At 59.9% G+C, this 25,796-nt stretch carries 27 protein-coding genes and 1 tRNA gene; 17 read left to right on the top strand and 11 right to left on the bottom strand.

Features of this window, described 5'->3' with window-relative positions; genetic code table 11:
• Position 1: 1 nt before the first annotated feature.
• Positions 2 to 523: a molybdopterin-guanine dinucleotide biosynthesis protein MobB gene (gene mobB, locus O9K64_RS02640; RefSeq protein WP_275096527.1), complete on the top strand. Its 522-nt coding sequence runs from the start codon at positions 2 to 4 to the stop codon at positions 521 to 523.
• Here the strand turns inward: mobB and modC are convergent.
• Positions 518 to 1,597 (bottom strand): molybdenum ABC transporter ATP-binding protein, encoded by a 1,080-nt coding sequence (gene modC / locus O9K64_RS02645; protein WP_275096528.1) that lies wholly within the window; start codon positions 1,595 to 1,597, stop codon positions 518 to 520. The two genes, mobB and modC, sit on opposite strands and share 6 nt — an antisense overlap.
• The gene (gene modB, locus O9K64_RS02650) at positions 1,594 to 2,277 is read right to left on the bottom strand and encodes a molybdate ABC transporter permease subunit (RefSeq protein WP_275096529.1); all 684 of its coding nucleotides are present in this window, start codon (positions 2,275 to 2,277) and stop codon (positions 1,594 to 1,596) included. Before modB ends, modC begins: the two co-directional genes overlap by 4 nt.
• 191 nt (positions 2,278 to 2,468) lie before the next feature.
• Between modB and O9K64_RS02655 the strand changes: the two genes are divergently transcribed.
• The 4 genes from O9K64_RS02655 to O9K64_RS02670 all read left to right on the top strand — a co-directional run bounded on the left by O9K64_RS02655 (position 2,469) and on the right by O9K64_RS02670 (position 5,528).
• Positions 2,469 to 3,026 carry a class II aldolase/adducin family protein gene (locus O9K64_RS02655; protein ID WP_275096530.1) on the top strand — a complete coding sequence of 186 codons (558 nt, stop codon included), beginning with the start codon at positions 2,469 to 2,471 and terminating at the stop codon, positions 3,024 to 3,026.
• Between the two features lie 25 nt (positions 3,027 to 3,051).
• Positions 3,052 to 3,828 (top strand): class II glutamine amidotransferase, encoded by a 777-nt coding sequence (locus O9K64_RS02660; RefSeq protein ID WP_275096531.1) that lies wholly within the window; start codon positions 3,052 to 3,054, stop codon positions 3,826 to 3,828.
• 22 nt (positions 3,829 to 3,850) lie between these two features.
• The gene (locus O9K64_RS02665; protein WP_275096532.1) at positions 3,851 to 4,390 is read left to right on the top strand and encodes a DUF2058 domain-containing protein; all 540 of its coding nucleotides are present in this window, start codon (positions 3,851 to 3,853) and stop codon (positions 4,388 to 4,390) included.
• Positions 4,391 to 4,859: 469 nt separating this feature from the next.
• Positions 4,860 to 5,528, top strand: coding sequence for an OmpA family protein (locus tag O9K64_RS02670; RefSeq protein WP_275096533.1), 669 nt, complete (start codon positions 4,860 to 4,862; stop codon positions 5,526 to 5,528).
• A 58-nt stretch (positions 5,529 to 5,586) separates the two neighbouring features.
• Here the strand turns inward: O9K64_RS02670 and phaC are convergent, their stop codons facing one another.
• Both phaC and O9K64_RS02680 read right to left on the bottom strand, forming a co-directional pair.
• A complete protein-coding gene (gene phaC / locus O9K64_RS02675; RefSeq protein ID WP_275096534.1) occupies positions 5,587 to 7,671 on the bottom strand; it encodes a class I poly(R)-hydroxyalkanoic acid synthase in 2,085 nt (694 codons plus the stop codon).
• A 65-nt stretch (positions 7,672 to 7,736) separates the two neighbouring features.
• On the bottom strand, positions 7,737 to 8,201 hold the full coding sequence (locus O9K64_RS02680; RefSeq protein WP_275096535.1) for a phasin family protein: 465 nt from the start codon (positions 8,199 to 8,201) through the stop codon (positions 7,737 to 7,739).
• A 496-nt stretch (positions 8,202 to 8,697) separates the two neighbouring features.
• On the opposite strand from O9K64_RS02680, the gene O9K64_RS02685 reads away from it, so the two are divergent.
• From O9K64_RS02685 to O9K64_RS02695, 3 genes are read left to right on the top strand one after another with little or no spacing between them, the layout of a single operon-like run.
• On the top strand, positions 8,698 to 9,066 hold the full coding sequence (locus O9K64_RS02685; protein ID WP_275096536.1) for a phasin family protein: 369 nt from the start codon (positions 8,698 to 8,700) through the stop codon (positions 9,064 to 9,066).
• Between the two features lie 36 nt (positions 9,067 to 9,102).
• Positions 9,103 to 9,852, top strand: coding sequence for an acetoacetyl-CoA reductase (gene phbB / locus O9K64_RS02690; RefSeq protein ID WP_275096537.1), 750 nt, complete (start codon positions 9,103 to 9,105; stop codon positions 9,850 to 9,852).
• A 45-nt stretch (positions 9,853 to 9,897) separates the two neighbouring features.
• A complete protein-coding gene (locus O9K64_RS02695) occupies positions 9,898 to 10,155 on the top strand; it encodes a hypothetical protein (RefSeq protein WP_275096538.1) in 258 nt (85 codons plus the stop codon).
• 334 nt (positions 10,156 to 10,489) lie between these two features.
• On the opposite strand, the gene O9K64_RS02700 is transcribed toward O9K64_RS02695, so the two are convergent.
• The 5 genes from O9K64_RS02700 to O9K64_RS02720 all read right to left on the bottom strand — a co-directional run bounded on the left by O9K64_RS02700 (position 10,490) and on the right by O9K64_RS02720 (position 15,486).
• A complete protein-coding gene (locus O9K64_RS02700) occupies positions 10,490 to 12,550 on the bottom strand; it encodes a nitrite/sulfite reductase (RefSeq protein ID WP_275096539.1) in 2,061 nt (686 codons plus the stop codon).
• 26 nt (positions 12,551 to 12,576) lie between these two features.
• Entirely contained in the window at positions 12,577 to 13,353 is a 777-nt protein-coding gene (locus O9K64_RS02705; protein WP_275096540.1) for a sulfite exporter TauE/SafE family protein, read from the bottom strand.
• A 24-nt stretch (positions 13,354 to 13,377) separates the two neighbouring features.
• On the bottom strand, positions 13,378 to 13,716 hold the full coding sequence (locus tag O9K64_RS02710) for a hypothetical protein (protein ID WP_275096541.1): 339 nt from the start codon (positions 13,714 to 13,716) through the stop codon (positions 13,378 to 13,380).
• Positions 13,717 to 13,758: 42 nt separating this feature from the next.
• Positions 13,759 to 14,502, bottom strand: coding sequence for a phosphoadenylyl-sulfate reductase (locus O9K64_RS02715; protein ID WP_275096542.1), 744 nt, complete (start codon positions 14,500 to 14,502; stop codon positions 13,759 to 13,761).
• 147 nt (positions 14,503 to 14,649) lie between these two features.
• Positions 14,650 to 15,486 (bottom strand): class I SAM-dependent methyltransferase, encoded by an 837-nt coding sequence (locus tag O9K64_RS02720; protein ID WP_275096543.1) that lies wholly within the window; start codon positions 15,484 to 15,486, stop codon positions 14,650 to 14,652.
• Between the two features lie 237 nt (positions 15,487 to 15,723).
• Here O9K64_RS02720 and O9K64_RS02725 point away from each other — a divergent pair, with 237 nt between their 5' ends.
• From O9K64_RS02725 to pgl, 9 genes are all read left to right on the top strand, one after another.
• On the top strand, positions 15,724 to 16,194 hold the full coding sequence (locus tag O9K64_RS02725; protein WP_275096544.1) for an aminoacyl-tRNA deacylase: 471 nt from the start codon (positions 15,724 to 15,726) through the stop codon (positions 16,192 to 16,194).
• Between the two features lie 192 nt (positions 16,195 to 16,386).
• Positions 16,387 to 16,477: transfer RNA gene (locus O9K64_RS02730), tRNA-Ser, on the top strand.
• 746 nt (positions 16,478 to 17,223) lie between these two features.
• Positions 17,224 to 17,592, top strand: coding sequence for a heavy-metal-associated domain-containing protein (locus O9K64_RS02735; protein ID WP_275096545.1), 369 nt, complete (start codon positions 17,224 to 17,226; stop codon positions 17,590 to 17,592).
• 498 nt (positions 17,593 to 18,090) lie between these two features.
• Positions 18,091 to 18,612 (top strand): hypothetical protein, encoded by a 522-nt coding sequence (locus tag O9K64_RS02740; RefSeq protein WP_275096546.1) that lies wholly within the window; start codon positions 18,091 to 18,093, stop codon positions 18,610 to 18,612.
• 206 nt (positions 18,613 to 18,818) lie between these two features.
• Positions 18,819 to 19,838 (top strand): phosphogluconate dehydrogenase (NAD(+)-dependent, decarboxylating), encoded by a 1,020-nt coding sequence (gene gnd / locus O9K64_RS02745; RefSeq protein ID WP_275096547.1) that lies wholly within the window; start codon positions 18,819 to 18,821, stop codon positions 19,836 to 19,838.
• Positions 19,839 to 19,935: 97 nt separating this feature from the next.
• Positions 19,936 to 20,616 carry a cbb3-type cytochrome c oxidase subunit I gene (locus O9K64_RS02750; RefSeq protein WP_335342223.1) on the top strand — a complete coding sequence of 227 codons (681 nt, stop codon included), beginning with the start codon at positions 19,936 to 19,938 and terminating at the stop codon, positions 20,614 to 20,616.
• A 526-nt stretch (positions 20,617 to 21,142) separates the two neighbouring features.
• Positions 21,143 to 21,895: a peroxiredoxin family protein gene (locus O9K64_RS02755; RefSeq protein WP_275096548.1), complete on the top strand. Its 753-nt coding sequence runs from the start codon at positions 21,143 to 21,145 to the stop codon at positions 21,893 to 21,895.
• Positions 21,892 to 22,716 carry an alpha/beta fold hydrolase gene (locus O9K64_RS02760; protein ID WP_275096549.1) on the top strand — a complete coding sequence of 275 codons (825 nt, stop codon included), beginning with the start codon at positions 21,892 to 21,894 and terminating at the stop codon, positions 22,714 to 22,716. The genes O9K64_RS02755 and O9K64_RS02760 overlap by 4 nt, the downstream gene beginning before the upstream one ends.
• The gene (pgl, locus tag O9K64_RS02765) at positions 22,716 to 23,429 is read left to right on the top strand and encodes a 6-phosphogluconolactonase (RefSeq protein ID WP_275096550.1); all 714 of its coding nucleotides are present in this window, start codon (positions 22,716 to 22,718) and stop codon (positions 23,427 to 23,429) included. Before O9K64_RS02760 ends, pgl begins: the two co-directional genes overlap by 1 nt.
• Here the strand turns inward: pgl and tkt are convergent.
• Both tkt and O9K64_RS02775 read right to left on the bottom strand, forming a co-directional pair.
• Entirely contained in the window at positions 23,422 to 25,470 is a 2,049-nt protein-coding gene (tkt, locus tag O9K64_RS02770; protein WP_275096551.1) for a transketolase, read from the bottom strand. The genes pgl and tkt overlap by 8 nt on opposite strands.
• Complete coding sequence (locus tag O9K64_RS02775) at positions 25,467 to 25,757, bottom strand: hypothetical protein (RefSeq protein WP_275096552.1); 291 nt, start codon at positions 25,755 to 25,757, stop codon at positions 25,467 to 25,469. The genes tkt and O9K64_RS02775 overlap by 4 nt, the downstream gene beginning before the upstream one ends.
• Positions 25,758 to 25,796: the final 39 nt, after the last annotated feature.

Genomic DNA, 25,796 nt, shown 5'->3' on the forward strand with positions numbered 1-25,796 from the left:
AATGATTAACGCCGAGATACCGGTCCTGGGATTCGCCGCCTATAGCGGCACCGGCAAGACCTCGCTGTTGAAGAAGCTGTTGCCCCTGTTGCGCGAGCGGGGGTTGCGTATCGGCATGGTGAAACACACCCATCACAATTTTGATATCGACCAACCGGGCAAGGACAGTTACGAGCTGCGCAAGGCGGGGGCGTCCCAGATGCTGGTTGCCTCGGGGCGGCGCTGGGCGCTGATGGTGGAGACGGATGGTACGGGGGATCCGCAGCTGCAGGAGATGATCGGGCAGCTGGATCAGGCAAGCCTGGACCTGATCCTGGTGGAGGGCTTCAAACATGTGGCGTTCCCGAAAATCGAGCTGCACCGCAGCGCCCTGGGGAAACCGCTGCTCTATCCGAACGACCCCGCCATTGTCGCCTTCGCCTGTGACGGCCCGCCACCGGATGGGCTGCCATTGCCGCTGCTGGATCTCAACGAGACGCGGCAGATCGCCGACTTTATCATCGCCTGGATGCGCGGATTATAGCGAGAGCGCGACACTCTTGATCTGGGCATAGACCCGCATCCCGGGCCGGAGGTCGAGATTGGCCTGGGATTTCTGCGTGATGCGGGCCAGCAGCGGTTGCCCGCCCAGATCAAGTTTCACGATCATCCGGCCGCGGCCGTGCGCCGCCATCTCCAACACGGTCACCGGCAGCACATTCAGGATGCTGGTTGGACCTGGCGGGTCCAGTGCCAGGCTCACATCCTTGGCGTGGATGCGGATTCGCACCATCGCCCCGACCGGTCGGTCGATCCAGCCCACGGTCAATTCACAACCGTCAAGTGCCAGCCGGCTCAGGTGGTAGGTCTGGTCATGATGGACGATCCGGGTATCGAACAGGGCGCCGGCCTCCTCATCCCGGGCGATTGGCAGGTCCACCCGGCCCAGCATCTCGTACAAGGGACCGGCGGCCAGGATGGTTCCCTGCTCAATCAGCACCAGGTGATCGGCAATCCGGGCCAGTTCATCCAGGTCATGGGTGACATAGATGATGGGGATATCGGACTCCCCATGGAGCCGCTCAAGGTACGGGAGGATCTCTTTTTTGTGTCCCCGGTCCAACGCCGCCATCGGTTCGTCCATCAGCAGCAGGCGAGGGTGGTTGAGCAGCGCCCTGCCGATGGCCACCCGCTGTTTCTCTCCCCCGGAGAGTTGGGCCGGACTGCGATCGATTAACGGTCCCAGCCCCAGCAGTTGCACCACCCGGTCAAAATCCTCGCTGCGCTGACCGACCGGTGTCCGGCGGTGACCAAACCTCAGGTTCTCCCCGACCCGCAGATGCGGAAACAGCATCCCCTCCTGGAATACGTAACCGATGGCGCGCTTGTGTGGCGGCAGGTAGAAGCCCTTGTCGCTGTCATGCCAGCATTCGCCGGCGATAGAGAGGTAGGCGTCGCCGGCCTGCTCCAGTCCGGCAATGCAGCGCAGCAGCGAAGTCTTGCCGCAGCCGGAGCGGCCAAACAGGGCGGTCACCCCGCGGCTGGGAATTTCACCCGCCGCATCGAGGGTAAAGGTGCCCAGCGGTAACTTGAAACGAAAGTTGATGCCGGTGCTCACCGGTTCTCCCGGCGCAGCAGGCTGGTGCCGTTCGTGCGGTAGACCAGGAACAGAATCAGGAATGAGAAGATCAACAGTCCGGCGGAGAGCAGGTGGGCCTGGGCATACTGCAGCGACTCCACGTGATCATAAATGGCGATGGAGAGTACCTGGGTCTTGCCCGGTATGTTGCCGCCGATCATCAATACCACGCCAAACTCGCCCAGGGTGTGGGCAAATCCCAGGGTTGCTGCGGTGATCAGTCCGGGACGTGCCAGGGGTATCACCACGGAAAAGAAGCGGTCCAGGGGTGATGCCCGCAGGGTGCCGGCGGCTTCCAGGGTACGCCGATCGATGGCGGCGAAGGCATTCTGCAACGGCTGCACCACAAACGGCATGGAGTAAAGTACCGAGCCGATCACCAGACCGCTGAAGGTGAAGGCCAGCCCGTTCCCGCCCAGGGCCATCCAGCCTGCGCCGATAATACCGTTTGGGGAGAGGGCGATCAGCAAATAGAAGCCGAGTACCGTCGGCGGCAGCACCAGGGGCAAGGCGATGATGGTCTCCACCAGGGTGCGTGCCCGGGAGTGGGACCTGGCCAGCCACCAGGCGACCGGTGTCCCCAGTAGCAGCAGCAGCAGGGTGGAGGTCAGGGCCAGCCGCAGGGTGACCCAGAGCGCCGCCAGATCGTTGGGTCCCATCACCTCGCAGCCTCGGCACGGCCGCTTGCCACGGGGCAGAGACCGTCAAAAGGCCGAACTGCCGGCAGGCCGTGGCCGCCTCTATTCTTGGTACAACGCATAGCGGATCCAGTATGGGGATTTCCGTTATTGTACTGATAAAGGGATAATTCGCCTATCATAGTCCAACAGGTGAACGCGAAGGAGCCGGGATGGAGATACGTGAACAGCTGGTACGGTACTACCGGTGGCTGCGGCAATACGGGAACAACGATTCGCACAGCGGCAACGCCTCGGTGCGGGATGGCGACCGCTTCTGGATAACGCCCACGGGTGCCTGTGCCGATACCCTGACCGTCAATGACCTGGTGGCCTGCTCGGTGGCCCGGGGCTGCGGCGGCGGGGCCTCGCTGGACGGCCCGCTGCATCAACAGGTTTACCAGCGGAATCCCGCCGTCACCGCGGTGCTGCACAGCCATGGCCCTTACACCGTGGCAGCGACCCTGAACGGGGAGACTTTCAGTCCGGTGGATTTTGAGGGGCAGCTCTATTTTCCCCAGGTGCCGGTGATCACCATTCCCTATGCCGACTATGTGGCGCAGGCCCCGGCGGCGGTGTCCGCTATGCTGCAATCGCACCGTATCACCGTGGTACGGGGGCACGGGGTCTATGCCGCGGGTGAGACGTTGAATCTGGCCTATAAGTGGACCTGCTCGCTGGAGCTGTCCACGAAAACCGCCTTTATCGCCCGGCAGATGGGCCGTATTTAACAGTAGCGGAAAGCGGATTTGAAATATGTGTCAACTACTGGGAATGAACTGCAACGTACCCACCGATATCTGCTTCTCCTTCGAGGGCTTTGCCCGGCGCGGTGGTGAAACCGATGAGCACAGGGACGGCTGGGGTATTGCGTTTTTTGAAGGCAAGGGGTGCCGTACCTTCATGGACGTGCAGCCCTCGGCGGATTCCGTGGTGTCGGACCTGGTCAAGCACTACCCGATCCGTTCGATGAATGTGATTGCCCATATCCGCAAGGCGAGCGTCGGCGCGGTGCGCCTGGAGAACACCCATCCGTTCATCCGCGAGCTGTGGGGTGAGTACTGGGTGTTTGCCCATAATGGCGATCTGCTGGAGTATGCGCCGGAACTCACGGGCTGTTATCAACCGGTGGGCACCACCGACAGTGAACGGGCCTTTTGCGTCATCCTCGAACACCTGCGGCAAAGCTTTGCCAAGCGCCCCCCGATCGCGGGGCTGTGCAAGGCGATCCGCGAGAAGGCGCGGCAGATTGCCCGGCTCGGTACCTTTAACTTTCTGCTCTCCAATGGCGAGATCCTGATCGCCCACTGCAGTACCGATCTGCACTACCTGATTCGCCGGTACCCCTTCGATAAGGCGGAGTTGAAGGATCTGGATGTGACGGTGGATTTCACCCAGGTCACCACCCCGAAGGACCGGGTGGCGGTGATTGCCACCGAACCGCTGACTGCCAACGAGGAGTGGACCCGGATAGCACCGGGGCAGTGCATGATTTTTCACAATGGCGGCGTGGTCGAATGTTACAAAGACTAACCAAACCGATGAGGATTTATTGATGGGTATCTCATTACAGGATCAGCTGCTCAAGGCGGGTCTGGTGGACAAGAAGAAGGCCAGTGAAGTGCGCAAGGAAAAACAGAAACAGGCCAAGCAGCAACGGAAGGGGCATGCCCAATCGACGGATGAGGTGAAACAGGCGGCCAGGGAGGCGCAGCGGGCCCAGGCGGAAAGGGACCGGCAACTCAATCTCCAGCGCAAGGCCGAAGCGGACAGACGCGCTGTGCAGGCACAGATCAGGCAGCTGATCGAGATGAACCGGGTGGCGCTGGATGAGGGCCAGCTGGCCTATAGCTTCACCGATGGCAGCAAGGTCAAGAAACTCTATGTCAGCGAGCAGATCCAGTCGCGCCTCAGTCGCGGGCAGTTGGCCATCGCCCGCTTTGACGACCACTATGCCGTGGTGCCCATCGGCGTGGCGGAGAAAATCGCCCAGCGCGATGGATCGACGATTGTGCTGCGAAATGATCCCGCCGGCGATGTGGACGAGGACGATCCCTACGCCGACTTCCAGGTGCCGGATGATCTGATGTGGTAACCGGTGGGTTTGCGGCCTCGTGTGGTTCAGGTTCATTGACGCTACCCATCCCGGCCCGCCCCGGTTCACGGAAGTGTGATTCGCTAGCTGTAACAAGGCATCGCGATATGCAAGCATAGGCCAATCGCCAGCCAGCTCCGGGGGTACCGGTGCCTAATGCTACTTTGTCAGATTGACGGACCGGCTTCCTCAGGGCTTTCGGGTGGGAGGATTCCAAGACCTTCGGCGGCAGGAGGAGTGGTACAGGGATGTACCGTTTACGGAGCCGAGGATGCCATGCCGCCGCCGAGCCCCCAGGAATGGGTTTAAGGCGTGTCGTGGAATCCTTTCACGCGGAAGCTATCCGCCCAATATCGGAAAAAGTGCCAAAATCTGACAAAGTAGAACCAAGGCTGGTGAATCGTATGTTTTTTGCATGGATGCCAATCGGTTTGGCTTCCTCTGATTGTTATATAGTTAGGAGTGTAATATGAATAAGAAAATCATCCTTTGTTGTCTGGTCGTTTCGGGCCTCCTGTTGCAGGCCTGTAGCACGGTGGACCCCTATACCCGCGAGGAGAAAACCTCCAGCGCCACCAAAGGGGCGGCAATCGGCGCGGCGGTCGGTGCGGTGCTGGGGATTGCCACTTCCGGGGACAAGAAGAAGCGCACGGAGCGGGCATTGAAAGGTGCCGGTATCGGCGCGATTGCCGGTGGCGGCGTCGGCTACTACATGGACGTCCAGGAGGCCAAACTGCGCCAGCAGCTGGAGCATACCGGGGTGAGCGTGACCCGCAGCGGGGACAATATCATCCTCAATATGCCGGCCAATATCACCTTTGCCGTCGATCGCGCCGAGGTGAATCCCAACTTTGTCGATACCCTGGGCTCCGTGGCGCTGGTGTTGAAGGAGTACAAGTCCACCATGATCGAGGTGGCGGGGCATACCGACAGCACCGGTTCGGACACCTATAATCAGCGCCTGTCGCAGCAGCGCGCCCAGTCGGTCAGCAGTGTCCTGATCGCCAACGGCGTTGAATCCATACGCATCGATAGCGTGGGCTATGGGGAGAGCCGCCCGATCGCCAGTAACGGCACCGCCTCGGGACGCCAGCAGAACCGCCGCGCGGAACTTACCTTGTTGCCTTATGTAGAGTAGGGGATAAAAAAGGCCAAGCCGGAACCGGCTTGGCCTTTTTAACTGCTCCACAATGGGGTTACGGCATCAGCATTCTGGCCTGTTCCGGCCAGTTGGTGGTGTCATAACGCGCATAGCGTTCATCCACACTCACCAGATGCTGTTTGATGCTGTCGCTGCCCATTTCCGCCAACTGGGCATAGCTGACGATGCCGGAGTTGGTCAAGACATTGGCAAGTTTGGGGCCGATGCCCTTGATGGCCGTCAGATCATCCGCTGGTGCCGGCTGTGAGCTGGCGGCGACCACCGGTTCGGGAGCGGGCGCGGCCGCTGCGTTCCGCTCATCCGCGGTCGGCGCCACGGTCTGGCTGATGTCATTCAGGGTCCGTTTCACGTAACTGCCGGGGGCCTCCTCGATGATGGGCATACCGTTGTCACCCGGCTGGCGGGCCGCCACCTGATCATCGGCCAGGGCCTTCACCCAGCGATCCCACTCCGGCCACCAGGAGCCTTCGACCACTTCCGCCTCGGCCGCCCAGGTTTCAACATCTGCCGGCAACCGGTCGGTCACCCGGTAGTTGTATTTCCCCGCCGCCGGCGGGTTGATGATACCGGCGATATGGCCGGATCCGCCGAGCATGAAGCGCACATCGCCGGAGAACAGCCGGGCGCCGGAACAGGTCGACTTCCAGGGGGCGATGTGATCCTCCACCGTGGAGACGAAGCAGACCGGAATATCCACCTTGGATATATCGATGGGGACGCCATTAATGGTTACGCCGCCCGGTTTACAGAGGTTGTTCTCCAGGTAGAGATTGCGCAGATACCAGGCGTGCATCCTGGCCGGCATCCGCGTGGAGTCCGAGTTCCAGTAGAGCAGGTCGAACGGACGTGGATCGTTGCCCAGCAGATAGTTGTTGATATAGAACGACCAGATCAGGTCATTGGCGCGCATCAGATTGAATGTGCCCGCCATCTGGGTACCATCCAGATAGCCGCTCTCGTTCATCTTTTTTTCCAGACCGCAGATCTGCTCTTCGTCGATGAACACCCCGAGTTCCCCCGGGCTGGCGAAGTCGAGCATGGTGGTCAGGAAGGTGGCGCTCTTCACCCGCTGGTCACCCTTGGCCTGCATGTAGGCAAGTGTGGTGGCCAGCAGCGTGCCGCCGATGCAGTAGCCGATCATGTTGATCTCCGACTCACCGGTCGCCTGTTCAACGGCGTCAACGGCGGCAATCACCCCCTCTGTAACATAGTCGGCAAAGCTGGTCTCGGCATAGGAGCTGTCCGGATTGACCCAGGAGACCACGAACACCGTGTGGCCCTGGTCCACCAGCCATTTCAGCAGTGAATTTTTCGGCTGCAGATCCATGACGTAATACTTGTTGATCCAGGGCGGAATCACCAGCAGGGGCCGTTTCAGCGCCGAGTCGGTGGCCGGGGTGTACTGGATCAGCTGGAACATGCGGTTCTGGAACACCACCTTGCCGGGGGTGGTGGCGACATTCCCGCCCAGCTCGAAGGCGGAGGTGTCGGTCATGCGAATGCGCAGTTCGCCCTTGCCGGCTTCCAGGTCCTCCAGCATGTTTTTCAGACCATGTACCAGATTGGCGCCCTTGGTCTCGATGACCTTCTCAATGACGGCCGGGTTGGTGGCGGCGAAGTTGGTGGGTGACATGGCATCGAGATAACGTTCCGTGAAGAACTCCACTTTCTCAGCGGTATGCTCATCCAGTCCCTCAACGCCCTGCACCTGGTCACGCAGCCACTTGGAGACCAGCAGATAGGACTGCTTGATGGCGTTGAATGCCGGCTGCTCTTCCCATCCTTCATGCTTGAAGCGACGATCACCCTTATCCTCGATGATCACCGGTTCGGCCGCGACGCCGCCGCCCAGCAGACTGGTCAGGGAGTGCTGATACAGCTCCATGGATTTCTGCAGAAAGGAGAGGTTGGCATTGATCGCATTCTGCGGATCTTTTGCCACAGCGGCGTACCATTCGGCAGAGGATTTCATCAGGTTGAATGGGTCCAGATCCATATGCTCATAGGATTTTGCAAAGTTCGCCATGATCTCTTCGACCTGTTTGAAATTCTTCTCCAGCTCCCTGGTTGTCGATGCAAAGCCCAATGAGTTGATCTCGGACTGCTGGGATTTCGACATTTTTCTCTCCTGTTCCTTAACTTATGCAGATTTATATTTAGTATAGGGAAGGCCGTTGGCCTGAACTACTTTACTTTAGAAATGGTTTCTTTCAGCTCCTGCAGGCTTTCGGAAATTCGGTTGTTAACCTGACCGGCAACCGACTCCTGGGTCTCGCGGATCATATTGCTGATCTCGTTGGAGTTAGCAAGTGCCTTCTGGAATCCACTCTGCAGCAGTTCAAGCTGGCGGGCCGAGACATCCTGCGGATTGCCGGACTCGGCCAGTTTCGTGGCGGCGGCGGTAACCTCGGCAATGCTCTCCTGCAGCATGCTGGCCTGACGCTGGATCAGGGCCTGGGAGCCGGCCAGCATCGCCTGATTGGTGGACATTAACAGCTCCATGTTCTTGCGCTGGGCCTGAATCAGGCTGTTGCTGTCGATACCGGGTATGGAGACCCCGCTGAGGCCTTCCTGGAATTGCTTGGCAATGGCTTGGGGATCGAAGCCGGCGAACAGGGCGGAGAAATCAAAAGGGTTCTGTGTGGCCATGGAATCTACCTCGAATAGGGTCAAAAAAGTTTGGCTTTAAGAGCTGGCTAAGATTCAGAAGCCTGCAGGGTGTGTTGGTGATGATCTGGCTGTTCCCTGCTCAACATGGTTCCAGCGTCTGGTGGTTTCGCTCTATGGAGGGCAATGTAGCATGTATTTGTGCAGTGCACAAATAATTGCTGTTTCTATACCCATCCGCAGCCGGAATCACTGCCAGGCCTGGCACCCTGGGGTATTGGAAATTGCCCCCGCGGTGTGCTGTGGTTTCCCGCCGCAAGCATACGCTTATCTCGCTAACCGTTTGTTACGGAAATATTAATTTAATAAAGTGGTGTTTTTGTTCCGGTCCGTTCTTGAGCTGTCGTGGTAGTGTTCCCTTGACGGATGGCGAATCTGAAATGCCGATTGTGCAGCGCACAAAAAAGGCTTGACATCCGGGCGGAATGGGCGATATGCTGCAACGCAACATATGGCAATTCACAAAAGGAACGATCACATGAAAACGTCTACTGTAAATCTGGAAATCCTGAAAGAGTTTGGAGTGGCCGGTTTTGAAGCGGCTCGCAACCTGGGTGAACTGAATCTCCGCACCTGGGAGAAACTGGTGGAAAAGCAGACCGAGACCTTTGGCCTCTTTATCGACGCCGGCATCGAAATGGTCAAGGCAACCACCGAGCTGAAAGATGTCAAAGAACTGGTCAATGTCGAAATGGAAGTGGCCAAGCAGTTTGGCGAGATTCTGGTGACAAAGGGTCGTGAGACCCTGCAGGTGACCACCGATGCGCGTGACGATTACCGCTCCTGGGTTGAGCAGGGCGTTGAGGTATTCACCCAGCAGGTCGAGAAGTCCGCAAAAGCCGCCTGAATAACACTTAAATTAATAAAAACAGAGAGTTATGTTATGAGTGAAAGCAAACGTCTGGCCATCGTGACCGGTGGTGTGGGTGGTATCGGAACCGCAATCTGTGAGCGTCTGGCAAAACAGGGCGTCCGGGTTGTCGCGACCTACCATCCTGCCGAAGGGGAAAAGCTGGTCGAGTGGAGCAAGGCGCGGGCGGATGCCGGTGTCGATGTGGCACTCGCGGTCTGCGATGTCGCTTCCGCCGAGGACAGTGCCCGCATGGTGGCGGAGGTCGAGCAGGAGTTCGGTCCGGTGGATATCATCGTCAACTGCGCCGGCATCACCCGCGACAAGACCATGAAACGGATGGATGCCGAGAGCTGGGATGCGGTGATCAACACCAACCTGAACAGCGCCTTCTACGTCACCAAGCCGGCCTGGGAAGGGATGCTGAACCGGGGTTTTGGCCGCATCATCAACATCTCCTCGGTGAATGGTCAACGGGGTCAGTTCGGTCAGACCAACTATTCGGCCGCCAAGGCGGGTATCCACGGTTTCACCATGGCGCTGGCCCACGAGGGCGCCGCCAAGGGTGTGACCGCCAATACGGTATCACCGGGCTATATCGAGACCGCCATGACCGCCGCCATGCGTGACGACGTGCGTCAGTCCATCATCTCCGGCATCCCCATGGGGCGCATGGGCACCCCGGAAGAGATCGCCTCGGCCGTTGCTTTCCTGGCGGACGATGATCAGGCCTACCTCACCGGGGCCAACATTCCGGTCAACGGCGCGCTCTTCGTGCATTGATTTTGTAGACAAATCCTCCTCCTCTCTTGTTGTTTATAGAGAGTTTTGCCCGGCACCCCCGCCGGGCATTTTTTTGTCCAGGAATGGACTTATGCCGCGGAGGCCAGGGATGGCCGGGAGCGGCTTTGGGTGCTGTGTTCAGCTTATTTCACGGCCCATCGTCAACGTTGGATGCAGCGGTTCGCGGCCATTTCGCCGAAGCAGACCCTGCTCTATCAACTCGGCACCTGGCTGCTGGATGAACCGGTTGAATCGGGATGTCCTGTTGGATCCCTGCTGGTTATATCCGGATTGTCCTGGTAAGCGGTCATGCATGGTTAAGGCAGGTTTTGCGGATTGTAAATACTCACCCGGTCTGTAAGTGATTGCCCTGCCTTGCCGGCCTCACATGATGGCTTGTTTCCTCGAATCCGGCCCCTTTTTCAGCGCCTGCCCAAACTCGCTTCGCTCAGACAAGGGCAGGCTTGAATCTGAAAAAGGGGCCGGATTCGAGGCGCCATCAAGATCGACCAACAAGGCAGGCCAATCACCCCGTGAGCAGTTACTGCGATTTATATCCAGGGTATGGGTTCAGGAGCCCCGCACGCATAAAAAAGCCCCCGCTGTCGGGGGCTTTGTCGGTCTCGCCACGGGGCGGTTAACCGTCCGTGCCCGAACGTGGCTGTTCGGCGGTATGCGGACGCTTGTTGTGCTCCTCGACCCGTGTCCCGGCCCAGGCGGTGAACTCCTTGGCCGCGGTGATCAGGCTCGCCAGCTGCAGCTCGTCCAGGGTCGACTGGAAGGAGCGCAGCTCGACGTAGAACTGCTCCAGCTTGTCCAGTTCGTCCTTATATACCCCGTAGGCCGAGCGCAGGGCCGGCAGCAACTGATCCTCGCCTTTCAGTGAGCGATCGAGTCCGGCAATCTCCAGCAGCGCCTGCCCGGAGTAGGTGATCTGGTTCTCCAGACTCTCGCCGGCGTCGGCCTGCTTGTTCTTGGCCGCGAAGGCGACGCTGAGATCCGACTCGTAGCGGGCATCCAGCAACAGCTTGTCGGCCGGGGCCGCCTGGGAACCGGCACATTCGCCGACCCCCATGGACTCCACCTTGAACACGCTGCTGTCGCCGTGGTCGCGGGTGAGGAAGGGCAGTTCCATCGCTCCCACGTTGCTCAGGTGGCCCAGCAGCTCGTCGAAGTATTCACGTCCTTCGCGGTGAGCCCAATCGCGGAAGCTCTCGTTTACCTGGCGGTCGGCATGATAACTGTCATGCAGCAGGCTCACGGCCGAGGGCACGCGTACGGCGGGAATGTCCGGGCCGGTGAGGCCGATACTACCGCCCTCGCTGCCGTTGCCCCCCAGTTGCAGGGTGTAGCTGGGCACCAGTCGGCCGTGATGGCGCCGGCCCTTGCCGTAGAGGCCGATATCCGAGATGGTGGCGTTGGCGCAGCCGTTCTGGCAGCCGTTGACCCGCACGCTCAGGTCGCCCACACCGCCGCTCAGGCGCGGAGCCATCTGCCGCGAGGCGGTGATACCGAGCGGGCAGGTGGCGGTGCCGGGGCAGGAGACCACCAGATCGCCGCAGCGCGGCAGTTTCAGCCCCAGCGCCTTGAGCGCCACGGTGAGGCTGCCGAGCCTGTCGGTGGGCACATTGAAGATGCTCAGGTTCTGGTCCGCCGTGGTGCGGATGTCGTGCAGACCCTCCTTGACCAACAGGTCGGCGAGACCGCGCAGGGTCTCGATCTCCAGTCGGCCGTCCGGTACGCTGACCGGCAGGATGTTCAGGTCTTCCTGGTGCTGGGCGGTGGGTGCCCGCAGGTCGGTCTTGACCTGGCTGCCGTCGACGCTGCGTTCGCGCCACACGCCGACGGGTACTGCCGCCGGGCTGTAGGCGTTGGAAGTACGGGCGTATTCGGCACGGTATTTCTCGATAAAGCCTTCGGCTCCAAAGCGGTCCAGCAGGAACTTGATACGCGAGCGCATCTTGCGCTTGCGATCGGAGTACTTGTCATGCACCGACAGCACCGCCTCGATGGCCGGGATCAGCTGATTCTCCTCGATGAAGGACTCCAGCACGATCGCCTCCTTGGGCTTGCCGCCCAGGCCGCCGGCCGCCAACAGGCGGAAACCGGGACGTCCGTCCTTACGGGTGGCGATGACCCCCAGGTCATGCACCAGGCCGTTGGCGCAGTCGGATTCGCAGGCGGAGAAGCTCAGCTTGAACTTGCGCGGCATGGACGCCGTCAGGGGATGGCGAATGAAATAGTTCGCCACCTTGTCGATATAGGCGTTGATGTCCACGTGCTCCGCCGGGCAGGCGCCGGAGAGGGCGCAGCCGGTGATATTGCGCACCGTATTGCCGCCGGCCTCGCGGGTGGCGATGCCGTACTCCGCCAGGGTGCGCTGCAGCTGCGGCGTGCGCTCCAGCGGCACAAAATGGAACTGGATATCCTGCCGGGTGGTGATGTGCACGTTGGTGGTGCCGGAGTGCTTCTCCGCCGCCTCGGCAAAGCCGAGCAGTTGCCGGGGGTTCATCCGGCCGCCCGGCAGTTTCGCCCTGACCATACACATGCCATCCTGACGCTGGGCATAGATACCGAGATTGAGGCGAATGGCCACAAACCGGTGTGGGTCCAGGTTGCCCTGCAGATAGTTTTGCAGGTGCTGCTCGTAGTCATCGAAATCCTTCGAGTCGATCAGCGGGTTGGCTGCAGTGATCATGGTTGACTCCAGTGGTCAGCTAAATACTAAAAAGCAAATTTGACGCCGGTCAGAAACAGCAGTCCGGCCAGTCCCCGGCGCAACATCCGCACCGGGAGGTGTATCCCCAGCTGGCTGCCGAGCGCCGTACCGGGAATGGAGCCCAGCAGCAGGCTGCCGAGCAGGGTCAGATCCACGTTACCCAGCTGCAGGTGGCCGAGACCACCGAGAGCGGCCAGCGGCACCGCGTGGGCCAGGTCGGTCCCCACGACGGCGATCGCCGGCATGCGGGGATAGAGCAGAAACAGGATGGCCGCCGTCAGTGCCCCGGCGCCCACCGAGGAGAGGGTGACCAGCACCCCCAGCAGCGCCCCGAGCAGGATCAGCGGCCGGGTTCTGTGCAGCCGGATCCAGGCGGCGGTGCGCGAGTTGCCATTCTCCAATCTCCTGGCAATGCGTTCCTTCAGCAGCAGCACCAGCGAGGTGAAAATCAGCGTCACACTCAGGGCTGCCGTAATCAGTCGTTCGTGATCGCCGCTCGGCTGCAGATAGTCGAGCAGCAGCACGGTAATGATCGTCGCCGGCAGGCTGCCGAGTGCCAGGTAACCCACCAGCCGCCAGCGGATACTGCCCTTTCGCCCATGGAACCAGACCCCGCTTGCCTTGGTGATGGCGGCGTAGATCAGGTCGGTGCCCACGGCCAGTGCCGTGGGTATGCCGAAGCCCATCACCAGGATCGGGGTCATCAGGGCGCCACCGCCGACACCGGTCAGTCCGACGCATATCCCCACCACAAAACCTGCCAGCGTGAACAGGGGATCCATGGTTGATCCTTTTCGTCCGGTGCGTTAGATAAAGTCGGCCGCCGGTGTCGGGTTGAGCAGTTCGGCCAGCGCGGGCCGCTTCTCCCTGGCCGGCTTCAGCACGTCACGTAACAGCTTGAAATAGACGGTATAGATGCGTACATCCCCGCTGTCGTCGGCCACCAGAAAAAACGGCGCCCGATCGACTTGATAGATCTCCGCCAGACGCATGCCTTCACTACTCAGGTCACCTTCCTGGGCGATCACCACCCGGTCGATCTGGTCGAACAGACCTTCACGCTGCATACGGGCTTCCACATCCCGGCACTTGGCGCAGGGTTGTCCGTCGCGGGTCAGTTTCTTTACCATGGTAATAAAGGCCATGACGCTCTCCTGGTTTGGCGGGCCTGATTTAGTCGGTCTGAATTAGCGGGCAGCCGCCTTGGCTGCGATATTGCCGGCGTGCAGACCGCACTCCTTGTCGGCCGCGTCTTCCCACCACCAGCGACCCTCACGCTCATGCTGGTTGGGCAGCACGGCGCGGGTGCAGGGCTCACAGCCGATGCTGACGAACCCCTGGGCGTGCAAGGGGTTGTAGGGCACCTCGTTGCTGCGGATGTACTCCCAGACCTGGGCGGAGGTCCAGTTGGCCAGCGGGTTGAACTTGAGCAGCTTGTTTTCCTCGGTGGAGAAGGAGGGGTCCTCCTGAATCACCGGGATCTCGGTGCGGGTGCCGACGCTCTGGTCCTTGCGCTGGCCGGTGATCCAGCCGCTCAGGGTGGCCAGCTTGCGGCGCAGCGGCGCCACCTTGCGTACCGTGCAGCACTCCTTGTGGCCATCCTGGTAGAAGCTGTAGAGCCCCTTTTCCCGCACCAGTTTCTCCACGTCGGCGCCGACCGGGGAGACCACGTCGAGCTCGATGCCGTAGTGATTGCGGACCTCTTCCAGATAGCGGTAGGTTTCCGGGTGCAGACGCCCGGTATCGAGGGAGAACACCTTGACATTGGGGTTGATCTGGACCGCCATGTCGATCAGCACCACATCTTCCGCGCCACTGAAGGAGATGGCGATGTTGTCGACTGTCTCCAGTGCCAGGCTGATGATCTCCTCGGGGGAGCGATCATCGTGGGTGGTCGCCAGACGTTGGACATCCAGAATGGAAATGCTCATGGGTTGCTCCTCGGTAAATAATGGGCGCGCCGCTGGATAGGCGGGCGGTAAGTTACTGAGGGCAACCTTAGCCTTACTGATACATCAATAAAAATATCAAATAGGCATATAAAAAGAATTGTGAGTTATATGGTTCTGCTGGACGGGCTATTTTTCCGCGGAAATATAGCAGATCCAGCCGGCATCGGCCTCCCCGGTGGTGGCGGGCACGAAAATGCCGTCGGGCTCGCCGTCCTCATCCCAGCCCTGCCAGTAGATGGTGACCTTGCTGAAACCCGCCTCCTCCAGCAGGTCCCTGATCTCCGGCAGAGTCCAGAGCCGCCAGTCGTAACTGAAGGCGCGCTCCAGTCTGGACCCGTCCGGGAAGGCGAAATGGATGTGGCAGATCAAGCCGCCGGTCACCGGATCGTAGCGCTCCTGCTCCCAGATATAGGTGAATTCACCGTCATTGATCTCCCGCTCCTCCTCCAGTTCCCTGAACGAGTCATAACCCCCGTAGGCGTCAAGAAAGAAAATACCCTGCTCGTCCAGCGTCTCCCTGACCCGACCGAAATAGCGCTTCAGCTCCTTGCGCTCCTTGAACAGCCAATAGCTGAAATTCATCGCGGAGACGATATCCGGGGCCTCGGTTTCGACCTGAAGGACATCCTCTTCGATCAGGGCGATCCGCTTGCGTTGGCCCTGGCTCAGCTCGGAGACCTTGTGCTCCTGGCCCCAGGCCAGCACCTCACGATCAAGATCGACGCCGATGGCGCGATTCCCCTTGCGATGGCGAACCCACTCGCAACAGACATTGGCGGTACCGCAGAAATCCTCCCGAAGCAGTTGCGCCTTGTTGCCGCGTATCGATTTGTACGTCTCATCAACGAACTCAATCTCCGATGCGGCGTACTGGACAGAGAGTTCATAGAGCCGGTGGCGGTCCGCCTGATCGGCTAAATACGGCCTTTTATGCTTTTTCTTCACTTTCTTCTTATTGGTCATCGAAAAAAATCCCGATATCAGCTACCCCAAGTGCCAGGGACTATACTTTAATCAGGCACAGGGGAAGGAGGAAATGTGTTGTGTGAGGTCTGTTAGCCTGCCACGTGATTCGAGGTGTGATCTGCGGGCCGATTGTGACTGCGAAATTGATCATGTTGCGGTTGATAACCTGTTGATTGGTATAAAGAAGTTATGCCGAAATGCAGAAGGGACCATTATATCGGCAGAGGAGGCGTTATGGGAATCGCAATTACCTTGAAAGAGTATCTGACTGACCATGGTTCATCCTATCAGGTGATTGAACATGTGCGGACGAACTCGGCGCTGGAAACTTCGGAAGTGGCTCACGTGCCCGGTGACCGGCTGGCCAAGAGTGTGCTGTTGGGTGACGAAGACCGGTATCTGCTGGCCGTCATCCCGGCGACCCATCGGCTGGAGCTGAACAAACTCAGCGAACTGGTGAAACACAGACTGCAGCTGATCACGGAGAGCGAGATGGCGGGTGCATTTTCCGACTGCGAAGTCGGTGCCATGCCGCCCATCGGTGAAGCCTACGGGATTGACACCTGGGTCGACCCCTTGCTGCTCGCTCAACCGGAAATCTATTTTGAGGCCGGCGACCACCGGGCTCTGATCAGAATGACGGGGGATGAGTTCAGGAATCTGCTGAAAGATTCCAAACAGCTGCCAATGAGCCACCACATCTAACCCGATAATCTGCCCCGACGGCATTGCGCCCAAGGGCGTTCTGGTATACCCTTGCGCCTCCAAAAATCAGAGAGGCGCGGAGGGGTGTCCTTTGCTGCGCGCTGGTTTTGCCCAAAAGGGCGGGCGCAGGCCCGGGTGACGAGACTGCCGCCGCGGCGCTCGTATCGGCAAGGAGCTGAAAAATACAAATCTGGAGAGCTGTCCGAGTGGCTGAAGGAGCACGCCTGGAAAGTGTGTATACGTTAGTAGCGTATCGAGGGTTCGAATCCCTCGCTCTCCGCCAAATTTGTCAACAACCAATGAAGTTGGTAACCGTGGGCAATCGATCAGCCCACGATTCGAACCCTCGATGCAAAAGCAGGTTCGATCGCGGAGCGCGCAGCGCGCAGCTCCAGCGACCGCAGGGAGCTCATCCCTCGCTCTCCGCCAAATTTGTCAACAACCAATGAAGCTTTGGTAACCGTGGGCAATCGATCAGCCCACGATTCGAACCCTCGATTCAAAAGCAGGTTCGATCGCGGAGCGCGCAGCTCCAGCGACCGCAGGGAGCTCATCCCTCGCTCTCCGCCAAATTTGTCAACAACCAATGAAGTCAGTCACCGTGGGCGGTCGATCAGCCCACGATTCGAACCCTCGATTCAAAAGCAGGTTCGATCGCGGAGCGCGTAGCTACAGCGACCGCAGGGAGCTCATCCCTCGCTCTCCGCCAAATTTGTCAACAACCAATGAAGTTGGTAACCGTGGGCGGTCGATCAGCCCACGATTCGAACTCTCGATTCAAAAGCAGGTTCGATCGCGGAGCGCGCAGCTCCAGCGACCGCAGGGAGCTCATCCCTCGCTCTCCGACAAATAAATCAATGACTTAGATAGTCATCGTGTCTAACTTTTAGGGGTGTTTTGGGGTAGTTTGAGCTCCAGTTAGACACGATTTATTTGTCCGTGCAAAGCGTTCGGTGGTCCACTTCGCAAATGGAAGCGATGGCATCGCTGGTCGCGTTAGCCCTGCAGCGCCTCGCTTGAATCTCACCGATGTATGGCATCAGCTTGTGGTCGTCCTCGCACGCATGCATGCCTGCCGAGGGCCGCCCACACCTGCGGTCGGCCGCTGAAGACCAGGCGGTGTACACCTTGCAGCCCGACGGCCTTGCCTGCCCGTTTTGCGCCTACGGCATCGAGAAACAACTCACCCGTATCGCCGGTGTCGAATCCGTCGAGACCGACCTCAAAAGCAGCACCGTTGTTATCGCGATGAAACCGGGCGCATCTTCCGCATCGCGCCGTTTTTCGGTGTCGAACTGCCAACCGGCGACGACAACGTCAGCGACAGCCCTGGCAGGCTGCCCGCGCCTCTGCAGCTGGGCTCCGGCTCATGGAGCCCCTTTGGCGGCATTGTTCTGACCTGGCAGACGCTCGATTACCAGATCGACGCGCAGGCCAGCTACAAGCTCAATACAGGAACGGCAACAATGAACGAATGGGCGAAGCCGAATCGGGGCTGGGACCGAGGGTGTTCATCCGGTCGCTGCTGGCACTGACCGGGATGTTGCTGCCGGCAGCGTGTGCTGCCACCTTCCGTTCGAAAGTGTAGCGCTTTCACCGGCTCGGTGAAGTACCGCCCGACGCCAGCGATGTTGTGCTACCGGCGGAAACGCCCGACGCGGGTGGCATCGAGTTTGCGCAATATGCCGGGCTGGTGCGCGACAAGCTGGCAGGTCTGGGGTATCAGCCGGTCGTAGAGGACGAAGCCGCGGATCTCCAGGTCGAGATCGGGTCCGATGGCGATGAGATCGTATTGCGGCGCACGTTCCGCCTATGTACGACAACGCACAGAGCGTCAGGCCTGGATGGTGCTAGATTAGCCAATGGTTGAACGAACCCGTTTGAACAGGAGGCTTTATGGCACAGGTACTGAACACACCCTGGGATGAACTACACAGCGTCACCGACTGGAAGGCCGGTGCATGGGCCGGCGTGATCGGGGGACTGGCTTTCTTGATGCTCGAAATGGTCCTGGTGTGGATGGCCCAGGGTCAAAGCCCGTGGGGGCCGCCGCACATGATGGCGGCCATGGTGTTGGGCAAGGACGTGCTGCCGCCGCCTGGCGCCTGGGCACCGTTCGACCTGAAGATCATCATGACCGCGATGATGGTCCATTTCCCGGTGTCCATCGCTTACGGCCTGATCGGCGCCTGGCTGATACATCGCTTCGACTGGGCTGGCGGCCTGATGATCGGCGCAGCCCTTGGACTGGCCATCTACATCGTCAATTTCTACGCGATCGCCCCGATGGTGTTTCCATGGTTCGAGATGGGACGCAACTGGATCGGCGCCTTTAGCCACATCATGTTCGGTGCCGTCCTCGGGGCCGCCTACATCGGGCTGAGAAAGCCGAAAGCCTCGGGAGAGCACGGACTCTAGGCGGGTCGAACGTAAAGATTCTCGCCGCCGGATTGCCGCGCCGGCGACAACGCCAACGCATTCCTGGGTGGATTTCGCATGTGGGAGGATTCTTCGGGGCGACGAATAAGGTGGTCGCAGCCGTGAATCGGCTGAGAGACTCCATCAAACCAGGTAGTGCACGAAACCCAAGCGTCAGGCAATCGATTCAGAATAGGAGATAGCCGATGCAAATCGGAATGATTGGACTTGGAAGGATGGGCACCAGCATGGTGCGACGTCTGCTCCAGGGGAACCATCAGTGCGTGGTCTTTGACAGATCGCCCGAAGCGGTGGCGGAGCTGACGCAGAAGAGGGCCGTTGGGGCTTCCTCGCTCGCGGACCTCGTGAGGAAGCTGGAGAAGCCGCGGGCGATCTGGATGATGATTCCGGGGGCGTTTGTGGAACAACTCATCGTCGACATTCTGCCCCATGTCGAGCCCGGCGACATCCTCATCGACGGTGGCAACTCCTACTACGTGGACGACATTCGCAGGGCCAAGGAACTTGCGGCGAAACAGATTAGTTATCTAGATGTGGGCACGAGCGGCGGCGTGATGGGCCTGGAGCGCGGCTACTGCCTGATGATCGGTGGCCCGAATCAGGCGGTACAGCGCCTCGAGCCGGTGTTCAAGACGCTGGCGCCCGGGGTGGGCGACATCCCGAGCACGCCGGGGCGTGAGAAGGTCGCGGGCACCGCCGAACAGGGCTATCTGCACTGCGGACCGAGCGGCGCCGGGCACTTCGTCAAAATGGTGCACAACGGCATCGAGTACGGCCTGATGGCTGCTTATGCCGAGGGAATTAACATCCTCAGTCACGCCAATGTCGGCAAGAGCGAACAGTCCCACGACGCCGAGACCACCCCGCTGCGCAACCCTGAAGAGTTCCAATTCGATCTCAATCTGCGTGATATCGCGGAGCTCTGGCGGCGCGGCAGCGTGATCGCATCATGGCTACTGGACTTGACCGCGTCCGCCCTGACCAAGGATCCAACGCTTGCGAAGTTTGATGGCCGGGTATCGGATTCCGGCGAGGGGCGGTGGACGATCAAGGCTGCAATTGACGAGGCCGTTCCTGCGCCCGTACTCAGCACCGCGCTCTATTCGCGATTCAGTTCACGCGGCGAAGCAGAGTTTGCCGACAAGCTGTTGTCCGCGATGCGCTTTGAGTTCGGCGGGCACATAGAGAAGTCGGACGGCAAATAACGTCTCGATGGAGCAGGCCGCGATGAACTCGTTCTAGCATGAGGCCCTGACCCCGGATGGGGCCTCGGGCGATCCGGTCAATAAATTCTTTGTGACCGTGCTAGTGGCGGTGATTCTGTTCGGTCTCGGCGTCGTTTCGCGCATCACCGCCACCCGCGTGATTTATCTTGATGCGATTCTGTATTTTAGTGGTGGTCTGATCGGCACCGGGCATCATTGGTACTTCAACGGGCATTCAGAGCTTAATATGGCCCTGAGTGCAATATTTTCCGCCATGGAAGTGATTCCGCTGACCTTGCTTACGCTGGATGCGTGGGATTTCATCAAGGTCACGCGCACGCAACGTGATCTCAGTGGCGAACACATTCCTGTCCCACATGAGTGGACGTTCTACTTCATCATGGCAGTCGGCACCTGGAACTTTTTCGGTGCGGGTGTATTCGGTTTCCTGATCAATTTACCTATCGTCAGCTATTTCGAAGTCGGCACCATGCTCACGGTGAACCACGGCCACGCCGCAATGATGGGGGTTTTTGGCATGCTGGCAATCGCGTTGATGGTGTTCTCCGAGCGTCACGTTTCAACCGAGGCAAAATGGAATGGCCTGAAAAAATACTTCAAGATCTCCTTTTGGGGGTTGAATATCGGCCTGCTGATGATGGTCATATTCAGTCTGTTCCCTGGGGGCATAATGCAATTCAGGGACGTCCTGGAAAACGGCTATTGGCACGCCAGAAGTTTGCACTACACAGGGCAGGATACGGCGCGCCTGATCTAATGGCTGCGTCAGCCGGGGGACCTGGTATTTATTTTTGCCGGCGTGGTGCCCGCCTTGATCGCCATTACAAAATGCTACCTCAACATGAAGGCGGGTAGTTCGCTCTCAAAGCGGGCATAAAATCGCTATGCCGACACACTGCTTGCCGAGGGCGCCCTGCCGCGCATCGCTGGTCTGTTTTGCGACGCAGGCGCTTTCCGGCATACCTCGGGACTGGCGCGTGCGCGCAGTCTCATGGCTGCACACCCAGAGCTGGTCTACCGTTCGCCCATGTGCGTCAGCGTACAGAGCGTTGCGCCTGGATGGCGGTAATCTAAGTAACGATTTGAACCGAACGCGTTTGAACAGGGTCCTTACGGCACGAGTAATGACTGCACCCCAGGACGAGCAATACAGCGTCATCGAGTTATCAGCTGGAAGGCCGCCGCGCTCGCGTTACTGCGCGACCTGACTCCTATTCATGGGCCCCCACGCCACGGCACCGATCGTTCACCGTCCAGTCATAATAGCAAGAGGAGGAAAAGTAATGGCAGCAGAACTATACAACTACGACACCTTTCGCCAGGACATGATGAAAAAGGACATGCATTTTCACGGCGGCCCTGAACCGGGAAGCGTCGCGCCGGATTTCGATCTGCCGACGGTCGTCGGAGGCAGATTCCAGCTGGGCGAGTACAGAGGGCAGCGGCCCGTGCTGATCGAGTTCGGCTCGATTACTTGCCCGATGACCACCGGGGCCAAGCCTGGCCTCATCAACCTGTTCAATGATTTCAAAGATCGCATCGAGGTTGTCTCCGTTTACGTGCGCGAGGCGCACCCCGACGAGAATTACCCGCATCACCTGAGCGCCGAGCAAAAGATGCGGCAGGCGCGCGTCTGGGTCAAATTGGACAAGTTGCCTTGGACGGTGGCGGTGGACATGCTTGATGGCACAACACATGAAGCTTACGGGCCGCTGCCGAATTCTGCATACCTGGTTGACCGCACTGGACGCGTGGCTTTCCGCGCGCTGTGGGCGGGACAGGAAGGCTTGCTTCGGGGCAAGATCGAAGAACTCTTGAAGCGCGAGGTGGCAGGTGAAGACCCGATCAACCTTGGGCAACAGGAAAATCTCGTGATTCCCTTGATCCACGGCGTGGCTGAGATCGATCAAACGCTTGCGCTGGCAGGCGAAAAAGCGAAGGATGACTTTCGACGCGAGATGGGTAACGTGATGTACGGTATGCAGAAGTTGATGAGCAAGCTGCAGCCAGTTATCAATCCGGGTAACAGAAAATGAAACAATTCAGGGAACAATCCGTCCAGATCAATGGTCACAGAATCGCTTATGTCGTACAGGGCGAGGGTAGCCCAGTTGTCCTGATTCATGGCATCCCGACGTCGAATCTGTTGTGGCGAAAAGTAATACCAGAGCTGGCCAAAACACACCAGGTGTTTGCGCCTGACATGCTGAATTACGGTAAGTCGGATAAACCCGTGGACGCGAACGTCTCGATCGAGGCGCAGAGTCGCCTGATCGTGAAATTTATGGATAAGCTCGAACTGAAGTCCGCCGACATCGTGGCGCATGATATAGGCGGAGGGGTCGCACAGCTTATAGCAGTCAATTACGCTGATAGAGTCCGCAAGCTGGTTTTGATCGATACGGTTTGTTTCGATTCCTGGCCGATTCCGGAGTTCCTCCCCCTACAGAAAGCTGGCGCCGAGGAGGCTATGAGCCTAGAAGCGTTCTTAAAAATGATGCGCGGGTTCATGCCGCAAGGCGTTCACAACAAGGAGGTAATGGCGGACGAAATCATCGACCTCTATCTGTCGCCCTGGTCGACCGAGGACGGAAAGAAAGCTTTATTTCGCAATTTTCGGCGACTGAATCCGGAGTACACGCAGGCGATTGCCGGTGAGCTCAAGCATCTTGCCAATGACACACTCATTATTTGGGCGGAGAATGACGTATTTCAAAAACCGGCATACGCAAGCAAGCTTCAGGAGACGATTCCAAACGCCAAGCTCATTTGGATCAAGGACGCCGGACATTGGCTGATGGAGGACAAACCCGAAGAGATAAGCGGCCACTTGATCACTTTCCTCGACGGGAAGTGATGGACCTGACCGATTCCTGCAGCACGCGCTGGATCGGCGTCGCCGATGCGCAGGAGCTGCGGCAGACCACGTACCGGTGCATCCTCAACGCCGCCACGCGTGCGATAGACCAGCGCGGCCGGTTCCTGATCGTGCTCGCCGGTGGCAGCACACCGCGCGGTATCTATCAAATGCTGCGCGATGCGGCCACCGACTGGTCGCGCTGGCAGGTGTACTTCGGCGACGAGCGCTGCCTGCCGGCGGACGACGACGAGCGCAACAGCGTGATCGCATCCAGAGCCTGGCTCAATCACGTGCCGATTCCGCAAAACCAGGTGCACGTGATCCCGGCCGAACTCGGCGCGAGTGCAGCGGCGCTCGCTTGCGGGGAAGCGCTGCGCGGTGTCGGCGAATTCGATCTGGTCCTGCTCGGTCTGGGCGAGGACGGCCACACCGCGAGCCTCTTTCCCGGCCGCGGCTGGGGTGTCGCGCCGGGCGCACCAGACGCGCTGGCGGTGTTCGATGCGCCCAAGCCGCCCTCGCAGCGGGTGTCGCTCAGCGCCGCTCGCCTGAGCCGCGCGCGCGCCGTGCTGTTTTTGGTCGAAGGCGAATCGAAGCGCAATGCAGTGGCGCAATGGCGCATGGGTGCCGACATTCCCGCACGAGCCATCCATCCGGAGGCCGGGGTCGATGTGCTTTTGGGAGCAACACTCTTGCCTACCGAGATCAGCTGACCAGCAGCGCCCTGGCGCGCGCGCAGACGTTGTCGACGGTAAGTCCGTATTCGTGCCGCAACACTTCCGCTGGAGCGGACGAGCCGAACCGCTCCACGCTCAGCACGTCGCCGTGCGCGCCGACGTAGCGGTGCCAGCCCTGCGCGACGCCCGCTTCGACCGCCAGGCGCGCAGTGACCGACGGCAGCAGCACGGCGTCACGCTCACGTTGCGGCAGGGCGTCGAACAGCTCCCAGCTCGGCATCGACACGCAGCGCACCGCAATGTCTTGCCCTTGCAGGTGTTCGGCCGCGGCGATGATCAGGGCGACCTCAGAGCCGCTGGCGATCAGGATCAGCTCCGGCTTGGCGTCGGGCGCATCGAGCAGGACATAGGCGCCGCGACGCAGGCCGTCGGCCGGCGCGTAGCGGCTGCGATCGAGCGTGGGCAGGTTCTGCCGACTCAGCGCCAGTACCACCGGGTGATCGCGCGTCTCCAGCGCTACGCGCCATGCGACCGAAGTTTCGTTGGCGTCGCCAGGGCGGATTACGGTCAGGTTCGGCATCGCGCGCAGCGCGGCCAGTTGTTCGACCGGCTGGTGGGTCGGGCCGTCCTCGCCGAGCATGATGCTGTCGTGGGTGAACACATGCACGATGTGCAGGCCCATCAACGCCGCCAGCCGGATCGGCGGACGCATATAGTCGGAGAAGATCAGGAAGGTCGCGCCGTATGGAATAAAGCCGCCGTGTACGGCCAGCCCGTTGACGATGGCGCCCATCGCATGTTCGCGCACGCCGAAGTGCAGGTTGCGCCCCTTGTAGCTCCACCCACCGTCATCGAAGCCTTGTTCGTCCTCGTGCTTTGATGGCGGCGGGCTGAAGTCGCCCAGGCCTTTCAAGGCTGTTTTCGTCGATGGGTCGAGGTCGGCCGAGCCGCCGGTCAGCGCAGGCAGTCTGGGCGCAATGGCATTCAGCACCTTGCCGGATGCCTCGCGCGTGGCAAGACCCTTGGCATCGGCGGGAAATACCGGGATGTCCGTATCCCATCCCAACGGCAATTCGCCACGCAGACGGCACTGAAGCTCCTGGAACTGATCCGGAAATTTCCTGGCGTAGGCACGCATGCGTTCGTTCCATACCGCTTCGTGATGCGCACCGCGTTCCACTGACTTGCGGAAGTGCGCCAGCGCTTCGTTCGGTATCAGGAAATCCGGCTCGGTCGGCCAACCCAGTTTCTGCTTGGTCTTGCGCACGTCGTCCGTGCCGAGCGGGGCGCCGTGCGCCTTGAAGCTGTCCTGTTCCGGCGAACCATAGCCAATATGCGTTCGCACCAGGATCAGCGACGGGCGTGCGGTTTCCGCGCGCGCGGCGTCGATCGCGGCGTCGATCGTGGCGAGGTCGTTGCCGTCCGTGACAAACATCGTATGCCAGCCGTAGGATTCGAAGCGGTGCGCGACATTCTCGGAGAAGGTAATGTCGGTGCCGGCCGCGAGCGTGACGCGGTTGTCGTCGTAGAGGCAGGTCAACTTGCCGAGCTTGAGATGCCCGGCCAGAGAGGCCGCCTCGGCGGCGACGCCTTCCATCAGGTCGCCATCGCCCGCCAGCACGTAGGTCGCATGGTCGATCACGTCGTGACCTGCCCGGTTGTAACGCGCCGCCAGCTGCGCCTCGGCGACGGCCATGCCTACCGCGTTGGCAAAGCCCTGACCGAGCGGTCCGGTAGTGGTTTCCACGCCCGGCGTGTGGTGATGCTCGGGGTGGCCCGGTGTCCTGCTGCCCCATTGGCGGAACTGCTTGATGTCATCCAGGGAAAGGTCATAGCCGGTCATGTGCAGGAGCGCGTACAACAGCGCCGAACCGTGACCGGCCGAGAGCACGAAGCGGTCGCGATCGGCCCAGTGCGGGTTGCGCGGGTTGAACTTGAGACCGCGCGTCCACAGCACGTAGGCCATCGCCGCGGCGCCGAGCGGCAGTCCCGGATGCCCGCTGTTGGCCTTCTGCACCATGTCCACCGACAGGAAACGCAGGGTATTGATGCATTGCTGATCGAATTCAGCGGTCATAGTGGCTCCTGATGGAGGTGCAAAGTCGGCCGGTTGCCCGCGAAACCGCGGTGCGGCATCAGCGCCGCAGGTGTGCCCTCGGCTTTCACCTCGGACGCGTGCCCTTTCTCCTTGTCTCGATTGTGCGCAAGGATTGCTTTGAGTTCCAGGTCCTTGCATGCATCAGAACGTTGGCTGTACCAATCAACGGCTTCCATCTCTTCCATCAGGGAAACAAATGCTCTGTGTATGCCACGCGTTTGGTCAGATAGTTCCTCTATGGGTTCGTGAAAACCGACACTGGACATCTCTTTCACCTTTTGATTATGGGTTTCCTGGAGACCTTT

The sequence above is a fragment of the Sedimenticola hydrogenitrophicus genome (genome assembly GCF_029017505.1).
GTDB classification, from domain to species: Bacteria; Pseudomonadota; Gammaproteobacteria; order Chromatiales; family Chromatiaceae; genus Sedimenticola; species Sedimenticola hydrogenitrophicus_A.

Bases quoted from the DNA above. Each gene is read 5' to 3' on its own strand.
- mobB (WP_275096527.1), top strand. From the start codon at position 2: ATGATTAACGCCGAGATACCGGTCCTGGGATTCGCCGCCTATAGCGGC.
- modB (WP_275096529.1), bottom strand. From the start codon at position 2,277: ATGGGACCCAACGATCTGGCGGCGCTCTGGGTCACCCTGCGGCTGGCC.
- O9K64_RS02655 (WP_275096530.1), top strand. From the start codon at position 2,469: ATGGAGATACGTGAACAGCTGGTACGGTACTACCGGTGGCTGCGGCAA.
- O9K64_RS02660 (WP_275096531.1), top strand. From the start codon at position 3,052: ATGTGTCAACTACTGGGAATGAACTGCAACGTACCCACCGATATCTGC.
- O9K64_RS02665 (WP_275096532.1), top strand. From the start codon at position 3,851: ATGGGTATCTCATTACAGGATCAGCTGCTCAAGGCGGGTCTGGTGGAC.
- O9K64_RS02670 (WP_275096533.1), top strand. From the start codon at position 4,860: ATGAATAAGAAAATCATCCTTTGTTGTCTGGTCGTTTCGGGCCTCCTG.
- phaC (WP_275096534.1), bottom strand. From the start codon at position 7,671: ATGTCGAAATCCCAGCAGTCCGAGATCAACTCATTGGGCTTTGCATCG.
- O9K64_RS02680 (WP_275096535.1), bottom strand. From the start codon at position 8,201: ATGGCCACACAGAACCCTTTTGATTTCTCCGCCCTGTTCGCCGGCTTC.
- O9K64_RS02685 (WP_275096536.1), top strand. From the start codon at position 8,698: ATGAAAACGTCTACTGTAAATCTGGAAATCCTGAAAGAGTTTGGAGTG.
- phbB (WP_275096537.1), top strand. From the start codon at position 9,103: ATGAGTGAAAGCAAACGTCTGGCCATCGTGACCGGTGGTGTGGGTGGT.
- O9K64_RS02700 (WP_275096539.1), bottom strand. From the start codon at position 12,550: ATGATCACTGCAGCCAACCCGCTGATCGACTCGAAGGATTTCGATGAC.
- O9K64_RS02705 (WP_275096540.1), bottom strand. From the start codon at position 13,353: ATGGATCCCCTGTTCACGCTGGCAGGTTTTGTGGTGGGGATATGCGTC.
- O9K64_RS02710 (WP_275096541.1), bottom strand. From the start codon at position 13,716: ATGGCCTTTATTACCATGGTAAAGAAACTGACCCGCGACGGACAACCC.
- O9K64_RS02715 (WP_275096542.1), bottom strand. From the start codon at position 14,502: ATGAGCATTTCCATTCTGGATGTCCAACGTCTGGCGACCACCCACGAT.
- O9K64_RS02720 (WP_275096543.1), bottom strand. From the start codon at position 15,486: ATGACCAATAAGAAGAAAGTGAAGAAAAAGCATAAAAGGCCGTATTTA.
- O9K64_RS02725 (WP_275096544.1), top strand. From the start codon at position 15,724: ATGGGAATCGCAATTACCTTGAAAGAGTATCTGACTGACCATGGTTCA.
- O9K64_RS02735 (WP_275096545.1), top strand. From the start codon at position 17,224: ATGTATGGCATCAGCTTGTGGTCGTCCTCGCACGCATGCATGCCTGCC.
- O9K64_RS02740 (WP_275096546.1), top strand. From the start codon at position 18,091: ATGGCACAGGTACTGAACACACCCTGGGATGAACTACACAGCGTCACC.
- gnd (WP_275096547.1), top strand. From the start codon at position 18,819: ATGCAAATCGGAATGATTGGACTTGGAAGGATGGGCACCAGCATGGTG.
- O9K64_RS02755 (WP_275096548.1), top strand. From the start codon at position 21,143: ATGGCAGCAGAACTATACAACTACGACACCTTTCGCCAGGACATGATG.
- O9K64_RS02760 (WP_275096549.1), top strand. From the start codon at position 21,892: ATGAAACAATTCAGGGAACAATCCGTCCAGATCAATGGTCACAGAATC.
- pgl (WP_275096550.1), top strand. From the start codon at position 22,716: ATGGACCTGACCGATTCCTGCAGCACGCGCTGGATCGGCGTCGCCGAT.
- tkt (WP_275096551.1), bottom strand. From the start codon at position 25,470: ATGACCGCTGAATTCGATCAGCAATGCATCAATACCCTGCGTTTCCTG.
- O9K64_RS02775 (WP_275096552.1), bottom strand. From the start codon at position 25,757: ATGTCCAGTGTCGGTTTTCACGAACCCATAGAGGAACTATCTGACCAA.